15 protein-coding genes and 2 tRNA genes are annotated in these 15,590 nt (G+C 39.2%); 13 read left to right on the forward strand and 4 right to left on the reverse strand.

All coding sequences use genetic code 11. From position 1 onward, the window contains the following. Positions 1–243: 243 nt before the first annotated feature. On the reverse strand, positions 244–1,494 hold the full coding sequence (locus MV676_RS02515; protein WP_022847529.1) for a tetratricopeptide repeat protein: 1,251 nt from the start codon (positions 1,492–1,494) through the stop codon (positions 244–246). Positions 1,495–1,577: 83 nt separating this feature from the next. Between MV676_RS02515 and MV676_RS02520 the strand changes: the two genes are divergently transcribed. Genes MV676_RS02520 through gmk form a run of 3 tightly spaced genes read left to right on the forward strand, consistent with a single transcriptional unit; the run spans position 1,578 to position 4,390 of the window. Then, complete coding sequence (locus tag MV676_RS02520; protein WP_297444983.1) at positions 1,578–2,885, forward strand: peptidylprolyl isomerase; 1,308 nt, start codon at positions 1,578–1,580, stop codon at positions 2,883–2,885. 11 nt (positions 2,886–2,896) lie between these two features. Further along, positions 2,897–3,757 (forward strand): YicC/YloC family endoribonuclease, encoded by an 861-nt coding sequence (locus MV676_RS02525; protein ID WP_297445008.1) that lies wholly within the window; start codon positions 2,897–2,899, stop codon positions 3,755–3,757. Then, positions 3,758–4,390 carry a guanylate kinase gene (gmk, locus tag MV676_RS02530; RefSeq protein ID WP_343214952.1) on the forward strand — a complete coding sequence of 211 codons (633 nt, stop codon included), beginning with the start codon at positions 3,758–3,760 and terminating at the stop codon, positions 4,388–4,390. A gap of 6 nt (positions 4,391–4,396) precedes the next feature. Here the strand turns inward: gmk and MV676_RS02535 are convergent, their stop codons facing one another. The 3 genes from MV676_RS02535 to MV676_RS02545 form a co-directional block, all read right to left on the reverse strand. Continuing rightward, the gene (locus MV676_RS02535; RefSeq protein WP_297444987.1) at positions 4,397–4,861 is read right to left on the reverse strand and encodes a hypothetical protein; all 465 of its coding nucleotides are present in this window, start codon (positions 4,859–4,861) and stop codon (positions 4,397–4,399) included. A gap of 246 nt (positions 4,862–5,107) precedes the next feature. Further along, the gene (gene tig / locus MV676_RS02540; RefSeq protein WP_297444989.1) at positions 5,108–6,400 is read right to left on the reverse strand and encodes a trigger factor; all 1,293 of its coding nucleotides are present in this window, start codon (positions 6,398–6,400) and stop codon (positions 5,108–5,110) included. 13 nt (positions 6,401–6,413) lie between these two features. After that, complete coding sequence (locus MV676_RS02545; RefSeq protein ID WP_022847535.1) at positions 6,414–7,616, reverse strand: argininosuccinate synthase; 1,203 nt, start codon at positions 7,614–7,616, stop codon at positions 6,414–6,416. A gap of 94 nt (positions 7,617–7,710) precedes the next feature. Here MV676_RS02545 and MV676_RS02550 point away from each other — a divergent pair. The 10 genes from MV676_RS02550 to MV676_RS02595 all read left to right on the forward strand — a co-directional run. After that, positions 7,711–7,787 (forward strand) — tRNA-Met (locus tag MV676_RS02550). 21 nt (positions 7,788–7,808) lie between these two features. Then, on the forward strand, positions 7,809–9,146 hold the full coding sequence (gene tilS, locus MV676_RS02555; protein WP_297444991.1) for a tRNA lysidine(34) synthetase TilS: 1,338 nt from the start codon (positions 7,809–7,811) through the stop codon (positions 9,144–9,146). Further along, positions 9,115–9,645 (forward strand): hypoxanthine phosphoribosyltransferase, encoded by a 531-nt coding sequence (gene hpt / locus MV676_RS02560; protein ID WP_297444993.1) that lies wholly within the window; start codon positions 9,115–9,117, stop codon positions 9,643–9,645. The genes tilS and hpt overlap by 32 nt, the downstream gene beginning before the upstream one ends. Continuing rightward, the gene (gene ftsH / locus MV676_RS02565; protein WP_297444996.1) at positions 9,642–11,528 is read left to right on the forward strand and encodes an ATP-dependent zinc metalloprotease FtsH; all 1,887 of its coding nucleotides are present in this window, start codon (positions 9,642–9,644) and stop codon (positions 11,526–11,528) included. Before hpt ends, ftsH begins: the two co-directional genes overlap by 4 nt. Before the next feature lie 10 nt (positions 11,529–11,538). Then, positions 11,539–12,099: a GTP cyclohydrolase I FolE gene (folE, locus tag MV676_RS02570; protein WP_297444998.1), complete on the forward strand. Its 561-nt coding sequence runs from the start codon at positions 11,539–11,541 to the stop codon at positions 12,097–12,099. After that, positions 12,096–12,902 (forward strand): tetratricopeptide repeat protein, encoded by an 807-nt coding sequence (locus MV676_RS02575; protein ID WP_297445001.1) that lies wholly within the window; start codon positions 12,096–12,098, stop codon positions 12,900–12,902. Before folE ends, MV676_RS02575 begins: the two co-directional genes overlap by 4 nt. Then, positions 12,886–13,641, forward strand: a complete 756-nt coding sequence (locus tag MV676_RS02580) for a hypothetical protein (RefSeq protein ID WP_297445003.1) — start codon at positions 12,886–12,888, stop codon at positions 13,639–13,641. Before MV676_RS02575 ends, MV676_RS02580 begins: the two co-directional genes overlap by 17 nt. A 132-nt stretch (positions 13,642–13,773) precedes the next feature. Continuing rightward, positions 13,774–13,850: transfer RNA gene (locus tag MV676_RS02585), tRNA-Arg, on the forward strand. Between the two features lie 72 nt (positions 13,851–13,922). Further along, complete coding sequence (locus tag MV676_RS02590; protein ID WP_022847542.1) at positions 13,923–14,384, forward strand: nucleoside deaminase; 462 nt, start codon at positions 13,923–13,925, stop codon at positions 14,382–14,384. A 46-nt stretch (positions 14,385–14,430) separates the two neighbouring features. Further along, positions 14,431–15,590: alanine--glyoxylate aminotransferase family protein (locus MV676_RS02595; RefSeq protein WP_297445006.1), on the forward strand; the 1,160-nt coding region annotated here is incomplete at its 3' end.

The following is a 15,590-nucleotide window of genomic DNA, read 5'->3' on the forward strand; positions in this document are numbered from 1 at the left end:
TTCAGAGTACGCAAGGCTCTATCTCGCGAACCTGCGGAACACCTCAATTAAAAGTTACCTCTCCAGGTAACCTGTATTTCCAGCTTCCGCAGGCACACACCCCTTATTCTGTTGTCAAAGAGCTTTTTTCGGCGAGTGCTAAATTTATGCCTTCAACTCACCAGTGTCAAGCCCCATCCCGCTTCTGCGGGTTCAAACCTGACGCGGGAAAATATAGAAACTATGGCGATGCGTGTCAAGGGGTTATCTGCATTTTTTCCACATTTTCTCAAGGGAAATAACTTCTGAAAGCCTGTTAACAGTTGCATAACAACGCTTTAACTGCTTTTCGTTTTTTGAATGCTCAATGATGTATTTACACACTCTTCTTGCAGCAAAAATATAGCCTTCCTCTTCCAGAACGTCGGAGAGGATCTCCAAAAGTTCAAATACTTCTTCTTCGGATAATAGATCAGACTTTAATATCCTTTTAGCAACATCAATAACGCATCGATTTCTATTCTGCTCCATACATATCAGGGCCAGCTCAATAAAGGCATCCATTATAAGCCATGAACTTTCTGCCGTATCTATAATCTCCATCAACGCTTCTTCTGCCTGATCAATCCTGCCCTTTTCTATAAGAAAATCCGCCAACATTCTCAGACTGTCTTCTTTTATAAAAGAGTCACTAACAGAAACAGCCTTTCTCATAAAGAATTCAGCTTTTTCATCATCACCCATCATTTCGTAAACAGTGGCAACACTTTGCAAGAGGTAGGGTGAGTCTGGATAGAGTTCCAAAGTATCAAGTAAAAGAGACAGGGCCTCCTCTATCTTTGAAAGTCCCATCAAAACATCTACAAGTTTCTGACGAAGATCCACATTTTTTGGTTCTCTATTGCAGGCTTCCCTTAAAAGATCTTCTGCCTTTTCCATTTCTCCAATAAGCTGATAGAGTCTCGCACTCTCATAGAGAAACGAAGTTTTATTTATCCTTTCAAGACCCTGTTCAAGGATATGAGCTACCATATCGTAATTACCGGTAGAGTAATAGTGACCTGCAAGTTCAAGATAAGGATAGTCTAAAAAAGGAGAAACTGTCATTAAACTTTTAAGCACTTTAGCCGCCTCTTTTTTTAACCCCTGCCGTTTATAAAGTTTATGCAGTTCAACATAAATTTCAGGTTCAAATGGATTAAGATTTATAGCCTCAAGAAGCGCCTCCCTTGCCTTAACATATTCCTTTCTCTTTATAAGGAAGTGACTCTTTTTAAGCTGCTCCTTTGACTTTATAGCCGCCTCAAGGAATCTCGCCTGTTCAAAGTATTCTTCTGCCTTTTCTTCATTTCCTATCCTTTCGTAAGCCTCTGCAAGGAGAAGAAAATACTCAACATCTCTTGAATAGGCTTTATGTTTTTCCAGCTCGGAAATAGCACGATGATATTTTTTACTCTCAATTAAACGACGCGCTTCTTTAATGACAGAATCTATTTCTTTCTTATAACCTTTCAAATGAAACAACTCCTGCTTGAGATATCTTCAATTTTAAAGTATAAATTTAATTCGAGAATTTTCAATAGGCTGGAGGTTTATTAATGCTTGCTAATATCAGAAAAAACATGAAGTTATTTAGCATACCTCTCTGGATAGTAACTGCTTCTTTTGTTTTAACTATTTTCTTAGTATGGGGAAAAGGTTCTGTATCAGGACCGGGAACAAACGAAGTTGCGACCGTTAACGGTAAAGCCATACCGGCAGACGAGTTTTATAGATTGGTTGACAGGTTAACTTCATCTGGAATGAAGGAAAAGCAGGCAAAATCCGAAGCACTCCGTCAGCTTTTGCTAAGAACACTTTTGCTTGATGCAGCGGAAAGAGAAGGATTAAAGGTAAGTGATGAGGCTGTCGCAGATAAAATAGAAAGCTTCCCTGCCTTTCAAAAGGACGGCAAATTCTCCGTGGAACTTTACAAAAAGTGGCTTCAGCAAAACCATATGCCTCCAGAAATGTTCGAAAATCAGATAAGAGAAGATCTACTAATAGAGAAGCTTCAAACAATTGTTGAAAATGTAGCATCAGTTACACCTACAGAGCTACAAATCTATTACAAAGCTGTTTTTGGAAAAAGGAATTACAAGTATAAAATGTTTAACATAGAACCCTCGAAAGTTAAAGTGTCTTCAGAAGAAATAAAAAATTACTACAATAAGCACCGCAATTTGTTCAAAGAAAATAAAGTAGTTATCGTTGCTGTTGAAATCCCAGCGAAAACGAAAAACGCAAAAGAGCTTGTTAAAAGAGCATATGAACTTGCAAAAAAAGGGAAACTGTCGTCTTTTAATGAAATTAAACCGGTCATCGTTAAAGATAAAAAATTACTTAAAGACATCAACTCCAGAGGGGGTCTTTACGGCTATGTAGAAAAGCCAAACAAATTTATTATTTATCAAAAACAACAGAAAAGCAGAACCCTTTCATTAAAAGAAGCCAGGAGGGAAATTATAAATCTGATTAAAAAAGAAAAAGCGGTAAAACTGGCATTCAGCAAGGCTGAAAAAGCAGCAAATAGCGGAAATTTAGATAAAGGAAAAGAGACGGGAGAAATTAGCGGGAAAGAACTTGCAAAAAGGCTTGAACTAATAGACTTAAACGGCGAAATAACAGCAATGATAGTTAAAGGTAAAACCGGTAAAGTGTACGGTCCTTTCAAAACGCTTAAAGGATATGTGGTCGTGGAACCCATAACAGCAGCAACTGTTAAAAGCATGGATAAAGAAAAAGTCAAAACATTGAAGGAGTTCCTGCTTGGTGAAAAGCGTAAAGCAGCACTTCAATCATACATACAGTTCCTGCAGAACAAAGCCAAAATTCAGGTCAATCCAAGATTTTTTAAGGGAGAGTAAACGTGAAGAGTATGACAGGCTATGGAAAAAGTGAAGCAAGCAATGACTTTATCACCGTTACGGTAGAAGTAAAATCTATCAACAGCAAGAATTTAGATTTGAGAATCAACCTTCCAAGAATTGTTAACAATCTTCTAAATAGGTTAAACAGTAAAGTGAAAGAGTACGTGAAAAGGGGAAAGGTCGATGTTTACATAAACTATAAGCTGAGTCCCGACGTTGAAATTCCGGTAAGTATAAACTACTCAATGGCAAAAACCTATATAGACGCCATAAAGAAAATAGAAGGAACTTCTGGAAGAAAGATAGAGATAAATATGAGAGACCTCTTATCCATGCACGACATCTTCTCTAAAGAAGATATAGATATATCGGGAAGCGAAGAGGTCTTCATAGAGGCCCTTGAAAACGCCTTGATGCAGCTGGACGCAGAGCGTAAAAAAGAGGGTGAGAAGCTAAAAAAAGATATTGAAAGCAGACTAAAAAAAATAGAAGCAATCCTTCACGATATTGAGGAGAAGGCTAATTCCATAAATGAGAAAATCAAAAAACGCTTAACGGAAAAAGTTAAAAAACTGTTTGAACCAGATGATGAAGAAATCAGCAAAAGAATTGAGCTTGAGATAGTACTAATTGCTGAAAAGCAAGACGTCACAGAAGAAATTACAAGGCTTAAATCTCATATAAAGCGGTTTTATCAGCTTTTAAATGAAGATTTTTCAGGTAAAACGATGGATTTTCTATGTCAGGAAATGCATAGAGAAATAAACACATTGGGATCAAAACTGAAAGAGATAAATGCAACCGAATCAGTTTTGAAAATTAAAACAGAAATAGCAAGGATAAAGGAACAGGTCCAGAACGTGGAGTAAATGATGAAAGGACTTCTAATTGTTATATCAGCACCGTCCGGAACGGGAAAAACAACACTTGTAAACATGCTAATGAGATCTTTTCCCCAAATAGAGTTTTCCATATCGTGCACAACGAGAAAACCAAGACCCGGCGAAGTTGATGGAAAAGATTACTATTTTATATCCCTTGAAGAGTTTGAGAAAAAAATAGAGAAGAACGAACTACTTGAATGGGCAGAAGTTTACGGGAACTTCTACGGAACACCAAAAGATAAAGTTTTAAAAGCGTTAAACGAAGGAAAAGATGTCCTTCTTGACATAGACACGCAGGGGGCTTTGCAGGTAAAGAAAAATTATCCGGAAGCGGTTCTGATATTCATACTTCCACCATCCCTAAAAGAACTTGAACGGAGACTGAGAAGCAGAGGAACGGAAGATGAGGAAACAATTGAAAAGAGGTTACTAATAGCAAGAAGGGAATTAAGTCTTGCAACCAGATATGACTACATCATAATAAATGATAGGCTTCAAGAGGCTTTTGAAAAGCTTAAATCAATTGTAACTGCTGAAAGGTGGAAAACCCAAAGAGTAAAAGAGCACTTTTCCGAACTCATAAATGACAGAGAGATGCTCCAGCTGCTAAATACTTAATAACCGTTAGCGTGGCGGTACTAAAAGTTCTTTACGAACGTAGATAACTGTTGTTGTGTATTTTAGATACGGCTGTTTCAGAATAATAACCGTATTTCCATCTATAAACCTCACATACTTCGTTCCAACCACTGGAAGGTGAGAATAAATCACTTTATACTTTGAAACAAGTTGCCTGTAAAGAGAATCAAAATATGTTCGAGGATAAATCATTATTACTGACATTAGTAGCGACTTTTTATTAAAAATTGCCGTTACTTTTTCAATATACCTCAAACCGGTACTTTTAGGATTAATCTCATAAACATCTACATCCATACCCGGTAAAGGTTTCTCCTTTACCATCTCATATTTACTTGCCATTTGAGAATAAGATGCCTTCCCAAGTTCAAAACCAAGAGGCTTAGGATCCGCAAACGATGGAGCTACAAAAGTAAAAACCAGGAAAAGTGCCACACAGATAACTTTCATTCTTTCTCCTTATAACGGTTAAAAATAACCTTATAAACTATATTCAAAACAATACCAATCGGTTAAGAAATTTTCAACAGCTTATCTTTTTATCCCCCTGCCATTTAATATCAAGAACATTTGCTGTCATTGAATATAGCGCTGCATTAGAAATTTAGCAAACAAAATCATTAAGAAAAACTTAAACAAAAATAAAAACCCCCTGCATTGCAGGGGGTAAAACAACTTTCCAAACGTTAATTTTTATTATTCCTTACTTTCCGCGTCAGCTTCTACTTCTTTAATTTCAGCAAGCTCAATAAGTTTATCGAGAGCCTTTTGCCTTAAAACATCCTGCCTTACCATAGGAAGAAGCCCTCTCTCTTCAAGAGATTGCCTTGCTAAAACAGTATCACCGCCAAAAGCCATATCCGCAAGTCTTTCTATCTCTTTTTCAACATCTTCATCTGTAACCTCTATTCCTTCAAGCTCTGCAATCTTCTCAAGGAGGAGTTTAACCTTTACCGTCTTCTCTGCAGTAGGCTTAACCATCTCTGCTATTGTTTGTGGTGAAATCTGCTTAACATCAACCCCAAACTGTGCAAGCCTCATTATCTGATTCTCAGCCTGGGCCTCTATTTCCATCTTAAGTAAAGACACGGGAACAGGGATATCCACCTTCTTAAGAAGTTCTTCAACTATCTTATCTTCAACCTCTTCCTGCTGCCTGTCCGCTTCAGCTTTTTCAAGATCTTCTCTTATCTTTTTCTTGAGGTCCTCAACAGATTCAGCACCAAACTTTTTGGCAAACTCATCGTTAAGCTCAGGAAGGTTCTTCGCCTTTACAGAAAGAATTTTGAACTTAAGCGTAACATCTTTTCCTGCAGCATCTCCATACTTTTCATCTTCTGCAGCTCTAAAAGAAACTTCACCTTCATCACCTCTCTTTTTACCTACAATTGCCTCATCAACTTCAGGCCAGAGCTGATTTTCTCCAGTAACAGCAACAACGTTACCGCTCTTCTCTTCACCATCAATAATCGCCGTGTATTCAAGCTCTACAAGATCACCTTTTTCTACAGGTCTGTCAACCTCTTCAAATTTAGCCTCTCTGTTTAAAAGAGACTCTACAACCCTCTCAACATCTTTATCAGTTATCTTTCTTACAGTTTTTGTAACCTTCACTCCTTTATAATCTTCAGGCTTAATATCAATTTCCGGTTTAACTTCGAAAACAACAACACAATTTAGAGTGTTCTTCTTATCATCAAAGTTCAGCTCCTCTATTAGAGGTTCCGATATTACAGTTAAACCTGCATCCTTTATCGCACTGTCAAGCTCTTCTGGAACAAGAGCTCTTACAAGATTTTCTTCTATAAGATTCTTATACTGCTTCTTTATTATGTTTACCGGTGCCTTCCCAGGTCTAAAACCGGGAATCTTGGCACTCTTCCTTATCTCCTTGCAGATCTCATTTACTTCCTTCTCAACTTTCTCAGGCTCAAAAGAAATTTTAGCCTCGTAAACAACTCCCTCTCTCTTGTTCAGCGTGCAAGCCATTTATAGTTCCTCCTTAGGATTTTCTTCTAACTCTTCCGGCAACTTTCAAAGGTAAACTCCACACCTTAGTAAAGGCAGCTCCGGCCTTGTGATCAAAAGCATCTTTCGGACTATATGTTGCTAAGTCTTCAAGATACATAGACTTCTCTGCACTTCTTCCGACAACGGTGGCATTACCTTTGAAAAGCTTAAATCTAACTTTACCGGTAATAAGCTTAGCTATATTGTTATTAAATGCATCAAGGGATTCCCTCAACGTTGTGAACCACAATCCGTTGTAAACAACTTCTGCGTAAGGATGTTTGATGTGAGTAATCTTATAGTGATATGTGAATCTGTCAAGAACGATACTCTCAAGCTCATCATAAGCCCTTATAAGCATAAGACCGGCAGGTGATTCGTAAACTTCCCTCGTTTTAATTCCCACCAGTCTGTTCTCAACCATATCAATTCTTCCGAAACCGTGCCTACCGGCAATCTCGTTTAAATCCCATATAAGCTTCCACAGCTCAGAATAAACTTTTCCGTTAAGTGCAACAGGCGTTCCCTCCTTAAACTCAATCTCAACATACTCAGGCTCGTCAGGTGCCTTAAGTGGTGAAGTCGTAAGAACGAAAGCATCTTCAGGGGGTTCTGTCTCAAGGTCTTCAAGGGGACCCGACTCTATCGCAACACCCCATAGGTTTCTGTCGTAAGAATAGGGTTTTTCCTTAGTGGCTACAACGGGAATTCCATGCTTTGCAGCGTACTCAATCTCTTCATCCCTTGATTTAAACTCCCACTCTCTAACAGGTGCAAGAACTTCAATATCAGGATCAAGTGCCCAGACAGAAGCCTCGAACCTCACCTGGTCGTTACCTTTCCCCGTCGAACCGTGAGCAACATAATCGGCACCAACTTTGTGAGCAAGTTCAACAAGTTTTTTCGCTATAAGAGGCCTTGAAAGGGCAGAGAGCAAAGGATATTTACCCTCATAAAGAGCGCCAGCCCTCATCAAAGGCATGCAGTACTCTCTTGCAAACTCCTCTTTAATATCATCTATAACCGCCTCTACGGCACCGGCCATCCTGGCTTTCGGTTCTATCTCCGAAAGCTCCTCACCCTGACCAACATCAGCAGTGTAAGTTATAACCTCAAAACCTCTGTCTGTTAACCATCTAACTATTACAGACGTATCAAGTCCACCTGAATAGGCTAAAACAACTCTCTTTCCCACAATCGCCTCCATAATTCAATGGTAGATGGTGAATTTTATACAAAATTCGTTGACATTTAAAGGCAGAATGGCTATATTTGAAGCCATCAAAAGTGGCGACGTGGCTCAGGTGGTTAGAGCGGGCGGCTCATACCCGCCAGGTCGGTGGTTCGACTCCACCCGTCGCCACCAAATTTCCTTCCATCAGGAATAATGAAAATAGAAGAGAAGGTTCTCTCTACCATTAAGAAGTTCTCTCTAATAGCACCAAATGACACAGTTCTCTGTGCAGTATCCGGAGGACCTGATTCGGTTGCACTTTTACACATGTTAAAAAATTTTTCACAAACTTTAAACATAAAAATATACGCTGCTCACTTTAACCACAAACTTAGAGGCGAAGAATCAGACATAGATGAGATTTTTGTTAAAAACTTATGTCAAAAGTTGTCTATTCCCCTCATCGTGGGAAGCACCGATGTCAAAAGAATATCTCAGGGAAAAAACGTCGAGGATACTGCAAGAAAAGAAAGATACAAATTTTTACAAGCAACAGCCAATAAACTAAAAGCCGATAAAATCGCCGTCGGACATACCGCATCTGACCTGTGTGAAACCATCATATTTAACCTATCTAAAGGTACTGGTATAAAAGGATTAAGGGGTTTTCTCCCAAAGAGGGATAATATAGTAAGGCCACTGTTTGAAATCACTCGTGAAGAGGTTGAAGAGTATCTTAAAAGCAACAACATACACTTTAGAATAGACTCTTCAAACTTTGATACAAAGTTCTCAAGAAACCTTATAAGGCTTCACGTAATACCGCACCTTAAAAGGATAAATCCTTCTATAGAAAGAACATTCCTTAAAGAAGCCGAAACTTTCAGGGAATTGGAAGATTTCATAGAAAACGAAACGGAAACAGCACTAAAACAGGGAATCTTTACAGAAAACAGCTTCTCAATCGATCTAAAATCACTATTATCTCTCCACCCGTTCATGGCAAAAACCATCCTTCAAAAAGCATTTTCAAAACTTTCAGGTGAAACATTAAGCGCAAACAAGCTCAGTTCTATTATTAAACTCGCAAAAAGAAAAAAAAGCGGAAGTTTAAACTTAAAAAACGGTTTTAAGGTTCTAAAAACACAGACACACCTTATCTTATGTAGAAAAGATGACAAGAAAAGCTCTTTTGAAATTGAAATAAAAGAAATTCCCGCAAAGATAGAAACACCTTCAGGAACGTTTGAATTTCTTGAAGGCGGAAAGGGTGATTTTGAATTTCCAAAAAGTGAAATCAAGAAGAAGTTGTTCTTAAGAACAAGAAAAGGCGGCGAATGGCTCTCTTTCCCATACGGGAAGAAAAAACTTAAGAAGTTTTTTAACGAAAAGAAAACTCCCTTTAACATCCGTAACGCCATACCCCTCCTGGTTACAGGTGAAAATGAAGTCATATGGATTCCAGGTCTCTACAAAAAAACATATATTAAGGAAAGCAAAAAGAAAATATCGGTGAGGTATGAAGGTGGAATTGAAAATATTGATACCTGAAGAAGAGATCAAGAAAAGACTTAAAGAACTTGGAAGGGAAATCTCAGAAGCCTTCAACGGTGAAAAAGTTACAGCAGTGTGCATATTAAAGGGAGCTTTTATATTTACAGCGGACCTCATTAGAGAAATGAAAACGGAAGTTGAAGTAGAATTTATGAGAATCAAAAGTTACGAAGGAATGGAAAAGAGAGAGGATAAACTTCTATACGATGTAGAATGTGACATAAAAGGAAAAAATGTCCTTATCATAGATGATATACTTGATACTGGTGGTTCTCTAAAGTTCGCAACGAAAGAGTTGAAAAAGAGAGAACCCGCACAGCTAAAAACGTGCGTGCTTCTTGAAAAAAAGAGAGAGAAAGACTTCAAGGCAGACTTTGTAGGATTTAAAATACCTGATAAATTTGTTGTTGGATACGGACTTGATGTGAACGAACTCTATCGAGACCTTCCATACATAGCAGTTGCAGAAAACGACAACATAAGGAGTGAAAGATGAACCGGCTTCAAGATGTTTTAAAAAGCGTAGCACTCTGGATAACAATAGCTCTCCTTATGATAATAGCCTTCAACTTCTTCAGCTCACCACAGTTTACAAGACAGAATATCCCGTTTTCTACATTCCTCCAAGAGGTTGAAAAAGGTGAAGTTAAAAAGGTAACGATAAAAGGACAGCAGATAACCGGCGTCACGAAAGAAGGAAAAGAATTTGAAACTTACACGCCGTACTATCCAGACCTTGTTAAGCAGTTAACAGAGAAGAAAGTTGAAATAAACGTAAAACCTGAAGAGGGGAGCCCTTGGTATATAACTGTTCTCGTATCCTGGCTGCCTATGATATTTTTAATAGTTATCTGGATAAGCATGATGAGACAGATGAACGCCGGCGGAAGCAAAGCACTTTCCTTTGCAAAAAGCAGGGCAAAGATATTTATAGACAACAAACCCAAAGTAACATTTAAAGATGTGGCAGGTATTGATGAAATTAAGGAAGAAGTGGCTGAAATTGTTGAATTCTTGAGAAATCCTAAAAAGTACCAGCAACTTGGTGGAAAAATTCCAAAAGGCATCCTCTTAGCAGGAGCACCCGGAACAGGTAAAACCCTCCTTGCAAAGGCGATAGCAGGAGAAGCCAACGTTCCATTCCTGTCCGTCAGCGGCTCAGAATTTGTAGAGATGTTTGTTGGCGTTGGTGCATCAAGAGTAAGAGATCTCTTTGACCAGGCTAAGAAAAACGCACCGTGTATAGTATTTATTGACGAAATTGACGCAGTCGGCAGAAAAAGAGGTGCAGGATTCACAGGCGGTCATGACGAAAGGGAACAAACATTAAACCAGCTCCTTGTAGAGATGGACGGTTTTGAAAGCAACGAAGGTATCATAGTAATCGGTGCAACAAACAGACCGGATATTCTTGACAGGGCACTGCTAAGACCCGGAAGGTTTGACAGACAAATTTACGTTCCTCTTCCAGACGTTAAAGGAAGACTTGAAATCCTCAAAATCCATACCAAGAACAAACCACTTGCAGAAGATGTTGACCTTGAAGTTATTGCCCGTTCAACTCCAGGTTTCTCAGGCGCCGACCTTGCGAATATAGTTAATGAAGCAGCACTCATAGCTGCAAGAAAGGGACATGGAAAGATAATGATGGAAGATTTTGAAGAGGCAAAAGACAAAGTAACAATGGGAATTGAAAGGAAGAGCATGGTTCTAAATGAAAGGGAGAAAATAACAACCGCTTACCACGAAGCCGGACACACACTTGTGGCAAAGCTTCTGCCAAACGCAGACAGGGTTCACAAGGTAACGATAATTCCCCGTGGAAAAGCTCTTGGAATTACGCAGCAACTGCCAGAAGATGATAAGTACACTTACACCAAAGAATACCTCCTTGATAAATTATGCGTCCTGTTCGGTGGAAGAGTTGCCGAAGAAGTTGCCCTTGGAACAATATCAACCGGTGCTGGTAACGACATAGAGAGAGCAACTGAAATCGCAAGAAAGATGGTTGCAGAGTGGGGAATGAGTGAAAAGATAGGACCCATTGCCATAAAAATGAAAGAGCAGTTTGGTGAACCTACAGAAATAGTAAGTGAAGACCTCAAAAGATTAGTTGATAAAGAAGTAAAAAGGATAATCACAGAAACTTACGAAAAGGCAAAAGAACTGATTACAAACAACTTTGAAAAGCTTGAAAATCTTGCTAAAGCTCTCCTTGAAAGAGAAACCTTAACAGGGGAAGAGATTGACCTTGCAATGAACGGGGAACTTAGCAGCGAAAAAAAGCCCCCTGAAAATCCAACACCTCCTCAAAACACAAACAGAAAAGAAGAGAAGAGAGATTTACCGCCGGGCTTCAACCCTCAACTTGAAATGTAGTGGAGGAAAAGTGATAGACAAAAAGAGAATAGAAAGGGCTGTAAGAGAAATCCTCATAGCTATCGGTGAAAACCCTGAAAGAGAAGGGCTGAAAGACACGCCGAAACGCGTTGCAAACATGTACGAAGAGATTTTAGCAGGCTACGAAGACTCACCGGAAAACCACTCAGTTCTATTCAGCGAAAAGTACGACGAAATGATAATAGTTAAAGACATACCTTTTTTCTCAATGTGCGAACACCACATGTTGCCGTTCTTTGGAAAGATACATATAGCGTACATACCAAGTGAGGAAAAGGTTACAGGCCTCTCAAAACTCGCCAGAATAGCCGATGTTTACGCAAAGAGGCTTCAACTTCAGGAAAGAATGACAGAACAGATTGCCAACGCCATAATGGAAAAGTTTAATGCAAAAGGTGTAATGGTAATAGTTGAAGCTCAGCATCTCTGCATGATAATGAGAGGCGCTAAAAAACCAGGTTCTTTTACCATTACAAGTGCAATTAAAGGTATATTGAGAAATGAACCCACAAGAACCGAAGCTTTATTTTTAATAAAGGGTGGAAGATGAGAAAACTGCTGATAGCAGTAATACCTGCAATTATAATCTCTTCGTGCATAACGGGAACACCTCAGGACAAGCCAAAACTTGTAGTGGCACCGCCTATTCAGGAAACAAAGGCACTTTCGAAGAAAGAAAAGGCAGATGGTTTCTATGAAATAGGGGTTTCCTACTTGCAACTTGGTGACATTCCACTTGCACTTAAATACCTTTTTAAGGCAAAAGATTTAAATCCAGATGATCCAAAAATCTACAACATGATAGGATATGCATTTTACGTTAGAGGTGATACAAAATCGGCAGTAAAATATATACGTAAAGCTCTTGACATCGATTCTAACTTTTCTGAAGCCTACATGAATTTAGCAGCAATAGCTGAAGATGAAGGAAAAATAGAAGAAGCAAAGCAGTATTACCTTAAAGCCCTGTCTAACCCGTTATTTCTAAAACCTGAAGTTGCATATTACAAATTGGCTCTTATAGAAGAAAAAGAAGGACACCTAAAAAAGGCAAAAAGATATCTTAATCTTGCAATAAGAAACAACCTTGACTTTGCACCGGCCTATGTGAAACTTGGTGAAATACTTGAAAAAGAAGGAAAAACCGAAGACGCAAAACTGCTGTACTATCAGATAATAAAACGCTTTCCAGACATGCAGGAAGTGTACTATCGCCTCGGCATTATTTATTTAAACGAAAAAAATACACCACTTGCAAAGAAATTCCTGATAAAATGTTATAAAATCAATCCTGACTCAAAATGGGGCATAAAAGCTCAAGAGGTGATAGCAAAATATGGCCTTAAAGAATAAACTTCTAATAGTTATAGGTGTTTTTGCAGGATTAGCAGTTACATTTATGGCGGCCATTTTCCTTTTTCTTTATAAGCCATCTTTCTTTTTATCCTTAATTTTTGGAAAAAAAGAAATTCCAATAGTAAAAAAACAAGAAAACACAACATTAACACAGAAAGAACTCTACCGACTGGAGGAAGTTGTAACAAAGAACCTATCAGAAATCAAAGAAGGCATCACACTGCACCCAGCTGTCGTTCTTAAAGTGACGCAGAACGGGAATCAAACAGAAGCTTATGTTCTTACAATATCTGAACTTGAATGGCCGTTTATAAAAACACTAATACAGGGCGGCATAACACTTGAAAATGCCAAACAAGTTTACAAATGTGGAAGTCTCTATCTGATAGACTATGACATAACCGGCATGTGGGTACCGGCGGTTAAATCCGGACCATTCATAGATAAAGGAGTCATTGTCCCGGGGATGGATAACGGAGAACCTATTATTATGCCATTTTACGGAAACTGCACTCAAACCTCGGGGTTTGTCTTTAACAACTTTGGTGACTTTGCCGGCGTGTGCGTAAACGGCAAATTTGTACCATCAAATTTTATAGAAACCTTAAACCCATCAACCTGTACACCCTGTCTAAAAGAAGAAAACGAAAATAAAACCATTTCCGCTGGCAACTCAACCAACAGTACCAATCAAACTGAAAATAGCACCAATCAAACCGAGAATAGACAGAAATAAAAAGAGGGCTTTTCAAAAGATGACATAACCTTTCTCTCTTTTCTTGCCGAATACTTCGCAACCCTGCTGGATGAAAACGTTTAAACAACTTGCAACCGGGAAGATTTTGATTATATTTTACCTTCGGTACGCGCGCCCGTAGCTCAACTGGATAGAGCGTGGGACTACGGATCCCAAGGTTGCGGGTTCGACTCCTGCCGGGCGCGCCACTTTCCATCATCCCTTCCCCTCAAACATTATCAATCATAAATTTTCTCTAAATCCCTCTAAAGGAATTTTCCGTGAAAAGAGATGTTGAATTTCTACTTGAAGCCTTAAAAGAAGCAGAAAAGGCATACAGATACGGGGAAGTCCCTATAGGTGCTGTAATCGTGAAGGATGACCGAATTATAGGAAGAGGATTTAACAGAAAAGAGTTTCTTCAAAAACCAACAGCCCACGCAGAAATCATCGCCATAGAGGAAGCTTCAAGAAGATTAAATTCCTGGAGACTTAACGATTGCACTTTATACTCAACGGTAGAACCGTGTATAATGTGCTGCGGTGCCATCATTCAAGCCCGTATAAAAAGAGTAGTTTACGCCATTCCGGATCCAAAATTCGGGGGTGTTGAAAGTCTCTTCTCAACACTTTCCCATCCGGAAACAAACCACCGGGTTGAAACGGCAAAAATTTACATTCCAGAAGTGGAAATGTTGATGAAAAACTTCTTCAAAAATTTGAGAGAGAAAAAACGGGTATAATTTCTAACCAGCGAAATAAAAAAACTTAAAATAGAAGGAGGCTGCTTTGAAACCGATCAAAACAAGACTGCTAACCCCGGGACCGACAATAGTTCCCGAAAGGGTTCTTCAGGCAATGTCAGCCCACACGCTATATCACCGCTCACCGGAATTTAAAGCCATCTTCTCCGAAACGATAGAAAGACTGAAAAAGTTTTTCAGAACCGAAAGAGACACGCTTATTCTAACAGCTTCCGGAACAGGTGCAATGGAAGCAGCTGTTGCCAACCTGTTTGCTCCCGGTGATAGCGCCGTCGTCGTGGTAGGCGGAAAGTTCGGAAAAAGGTGGAAAGAGCTCTGTGAAGCGTTTGGCGTCAAACCTGTAGTAATAGAACTTGAATGGGGAAGAGCGGTAAAGGTCGAAGATATAAAGGAAGCAATAGAGAAAAACCCAAACGTAAAAGGTGTTCTTGTTCAAATATGCGAAACATCAACGGGTGTTTACAACGATGTAAGAGCGATAGGTGAAATTACATCAAAATATGATGATGTGATATTAGTTGCTGATGGTATAACAGCTTTTGGTGTGTATGACATTCCTGTTGATGACTGGAATATAGACGTTGCAATAACAGGTTCCCAAAAGGCTCTGATGACACCGCCTGGACTTGCCATTATTTCACTTAACGAGAAGGCTAAAAAGCGTCTTGAAAGAAAAAGGAGTGTCTATTACTTTGACCTTGCAAAAGAGATTAAGAATCAAGCAAAAGGACAAACTGCATACACACCAGCTGTAAACCTTATAGTGGGACTAAACGAAGCGCTAAAGATGATTGAAGAAGAAGGACTTGAAAATGTTGCCGAAAGGCACCGCATATTAGCAATGTGTGCAAGAGAAGGAATAAAAGCCTTAGGTCTTGAACTTTTATCAGAAGTGCCAGCAAACGGTGTAACAGCGGTAAAGGTTCCCGAAGGGATAGACGGGCAGAAGCTCGTTTCATGGATAAAGGAAAAGTTCGGAATCGTCATAGCCGGTGGACAGGATCACCTTAAAGGAAAAATCTTTAGGCTCTCCCACATGGGCTATGTTGATATCTTTAACCTTTTGACAGAACTTGAAGCTGTTGAGTTTGCCTTAACAAGGATGGGATACAGGATAGAGTATGGAACATCCGTGAAAGCGGCAATGGATACATTCATAAAAGCCGTTCATAGAAGACCCGTTTA

The sequence above is a fragment of the Desulfurobacterium sp. genome (assembly GCF_027028515.1).
Classification (GTDB): Bacteria; Aquificota; Aquificia; order Desulfurobacteriales; family Desulfurobacteriaceae; genus Desulfurobacterium_A.

What these genes read in the sequence shown, in the direction of transcription:
- MV676_RS02520 (WP_297444983.1), top strand. Translation starts at nt 1,578, where the DNA reads ATGCTTGCTAATATCAGAAAAAACATGAAGTTATTTAGCATACCTCTC.
- MV676_RS02525 (WP_297445008.1), top strand. Translation starts at nt 2,897, where the DNA reads ATGACAGGCTATGGAAAAAGTGAAGCAAGCAATGACTTTATCACCGTT.
- gmk (WP_343214952.1), top strand. Translation starts at nt 3,758, where the DNA reads ATGATGAAAGGACTTCTAATTGTTATATCAGCACCGTCCGGAACGGGA.
- MV676_RS02535 (WP_297444987.1), bottom strand. Translation starts at nt 4,861, where the DNA reads ATGAAAGTTATCTGTGTGGCACTTTTCCTGGTTTTTACTTTTGTAGCT.
- tig (WP_297444989.1), bottom strand. Translation starts at nt 6,400, where the DNA reads ATGGCTTGCACGCTGAACAAGAGAGAGGGAGTTGTTTACGAGGCTAAA.
- tilS (WP_297444991.1), top strand. Translation starts at nt 7,809, where the DNA reads ATGAAAATAGAAGAGAAGGTTCTCTCTACCATTAAGAAGTTCTCTCTA.
- hpt (WP_297444993.1), top strand. Translation starts at nt 9,115, where the DNA reads ATGAAGGTGGAATTGAAAATATTGATACCTGAAGAAGAGATCAAGAAA.
- ftsH (WP_297444996.1), top strand. Translation starts at nt 9,642, where the DNA reads ATGAACCGGCTTCAAGATGTTTTAAAAAGCGTAGCACTCTGGATAACA.
- MV676_RS02575 (WP_297445001.1), top strand. Translation starts at nt 12,096, where the DNA reads ATGAGAAAACTGCTGATAGCAGTAATACCTGCAATTATAATCTCTTCG.
- MV676_RS02580 (WP_297445003.1), top strand. Translation starts at nt 12,886, where the DNA reads ATGGCCTTAAAGAATAAACTTCTAATAGTTATAGGTGTTTTTGCAGGA.